This is a genomic window from Microcystis flos-aquae FACHB-1344 (assembly GCF_014698375.1).
GTDB lineage: Bacteria > Cyanobacteriota > Cyanobacteriia > Cyanobacteriales > Microcystaceae > Microcystis > Microcystis aeruginosa.
Genome location: NZ_JACJSW010000055.1, coordinates 1 through 2,469 on the forward strand (window position 1 = coordinate 1; position 2,469 = coordinate 2,469).

Here is a 2,469-nt window from a genome sequence, read left to right on the forward strand (position 1 = left end):
TAATCTTACACAGCCCAATGTGCGCCGCAATAGCGACTCTTGTTCGGGTGTTGGGTAAAATCGAAACGAGTAGGCTTTTTCCATGTCTCACATTTTAGCATATATTTCGTAAATGTGCTAATATTTAACAGTAAAGCCGTCGTAGAACGACGGGGTTTCAGACCCAAAATTTTCGATGACTGCTGTTTCCGAGTGTTTTCGTTCTCTCCGTTCCCAGGGGAATTGTGCCTTAATTCCCTTTATTACTGCCGGTGATCCCGATTTGTCCACTACTGCCCAAGCTTTACGCATTTTAGACCGGGCAGGGGCCGATCTGATCGAGTTGGGGGTTCCCTATTCCGATCCTCTTGCGGATGGTCCGGTTATTCAAGCGGCGGCCACGCGCGCTTTAAATCGGGGTGTCAAGTTGGAAGATGTGCTAGAAATCGTCAAAAATGCTCAGGGAGAGGTGAAAGCTCCCATTATTCTCTTTACTTACTATAATCCCATCTATCATCGCGGGATAGATGTCTTTTTAGACCAAATTAAAGCAGCTGGGGTGAGTGGTTTGGTGGTTCCCGATTTACCCCTAGAGGAAGCGGAAAGTCTGCTGCAACCGGCTGCCGCTAAGGGAATTGAGGTGATTTTATTGGTAGCGCCTACCAGTCCCCCGGAACGAATACAAGCGATCGCACTGCAATCTCAAGGTTTTATTTATTTGGTTAGTGTCACGGGAGTGACGGGAATGCGGAACCAAGTGGCCACCAGAGTGGAGGAATTGCTCGATTCTATCCGTTCTGTCACCGATAAACCCGTCGGGGTAGGATTTGGCATTTCTGACCCGACACAGGCGCTACAGGTGAAAAACTGGGGGGCTGACGCGGTAATTGTCGGCAGTGCCATGGTTAAACGTCTGGCCGATAATTCCCCCAGCGATGGGTTAAAATCCCTCGAAGAATTCTGCCGTAGTTTAAAACAGGCGATTCAGTGAGGGGTTAGAGGTTCTTCTAAGGGAATTCCGGCTGCGGGGCGATCGAGGTATAATCTCTCTGGGATTCCCTTTTCTGCTGGTTTTAACGCTCGGTGGTGGCAGTAGGGATTGTTCCCCTAAAAGAGCATTGTACCTTGTTCTACGGGTGGCGCTCACGAATAAAATTGGTGCGTTACGGCCGATTGTTGATTTTAGTTTTTTGTCCAAAGTAGCAGCCGCAAACACGCACCCTACAATCTACAGACTAAAGATTATTTTCGATTACAATGTCGCCATGGAATAACCCGTAAAATAATCATTAGATTGGGTTAAACGACGTGCAACCCAACACAAAATATGAAGAATAATAGGGGGATGATGTTGGGTTTCCGTTGTCAATCCAACCTTGCAAGATAGGCGTACTGCTAGGCAGTGCCTTCGGCATCGCACTCAACCATTTATTTTTAGTAATTCACATCTTCATCAACTAAGCGTTGAAATTTATCAACAAGCTTGTTTTGAAGTTCCATAAAATCGTTGATGTCTTTTTCTAACTTGTCTTGGCGAATTTGACGAAATAGAGGGTTTGATTCATCCTCCATATTTTGATACCTTTCTTTGAGCAGTTTCATAAATCGCTCAAAAATGGCATCTAATTCATAAACTAACTCCTCTTTTTTGTGAAGTAAGAACTTAGCTGTATCGGCGCGACGGGCAGCTTTATCTCTTGTTAAATACTGATTACAAGTTTCTGTTAAAGCTTGCAATTGTGTTTCACGCAAAGTTTCTAAAGCTCGTTTCCGAAATTCGTATTCGGTTTCAACTAATGCCAATTGAGCTTTAACAATCGCTCTTTGAGTTTCACTAGGAAAAAATCGGGCAAGAAAACCCTCTCGTTTTTGTTCACTAAGCTGAATGGCTTCAATCTGAACTTGCTCGGCCCGTCGCATAATGGGCAAGTTAGTATTATGAAAATCATCATTTTTACTTAGGGAATAACGTCTGTCAACCATAATTTAACTCCAGAAATTTGTTTGTCGTAAAAAAATACCATGAACTTGACTCATTTCTTAAGGGCGGGCTTCTTGAAAGCGAGTAGTACATTGTATTCACTCCCCTTTATTCAAAGTTTTGACCATTTTGAGTATGGCTATTATCTTCTTTGGTCTGATTGGTCATATAGCCATTCATTGCGTCCAATGTATGTTGATAGGCTTCCTCAACTTTGTTAACTTTTTGGTGATGTCGAACCTCCTCTTCCACAATAGAAGGAATTGTTTGCTTTTCCATTTGTTTGTGCATTTCCTGCTTAATTTTCTGCTTGTAAACAGTAGGATTAAACTCTTGCCCTAATCGGGAAATTTCTCGACTTAATTGATTGGTATAGACTTTACCCAACTCAGAAATGTTGAATCTCGTAACAAAACTTTACATTTAAGAACATGACAACCCCAGAACGCCATTTTTCAGATTGAATAGACAATTTTCCTAAACCAGTGTACATAGCTGATATGTTGACA

The 2,469-nt window shown here is 42.7% G+C and carries 4 protein-coding genes; 1 reads left to right on the plus strand and 3 read right to left on the minus strand.

Translation table 11 applies throughout. The features are described from left to right. The coding region (locus tag H6G48_RS04070) for a helix-turn-helix domain-containing protein (RefSeq protein ID WP_155120112.1) at positions 1–84 on the minus strand (84 nt) is incomplete at its 3' end. Positions 85–175: 91 nt separating this feature from the next. Between H6G48_RS04070 and trpA the strand changes: the two genes are divergently transcribed. Continuing rightward, the gene (gene trpA, locus H6G48_RS04075) at positions 176–970 is read left to right on the plus strand and encodes a tryptophan synthase subunit alpha (protein WP_190719340.1); all 795 of its coding nucleotides are present in this window, start codon (positions 176–178) and stop codon (positions 968–970) included. Between the two features lie 443 nt (positions 971–1,413). Here trpA and H6G48_RS04080 read toward each other — a convergent pair whose 3' ends face one another. Together H6G48_RS04080 and H6G48_RS04085 are read right to left on the minus strand one after the other, a co-directional pair. Further along, positions 1,414–1,962, minus strand: coding sequence for a hypothetical protein (locus H6G48_RS04080; protein WP_008201089.1), 549 nt, complete (start codon positions 1,960–1,962; stop codon positions 1,414–1,416). 106 nt (positions 1,963–2,068) lie between these two features. Then, positions 2,069–2,347, minus strand: a complete 279-nt coding sequence (locus tag H6G48_RS04085) for a hypothetical protein (RefSeq protein ID WP_190719342.1) — start codon at positions 2,345–2,347, stop codon at positions 2,069–2,071. Positions 2,348–2,469: the final 122 nt, after the last annotated feature.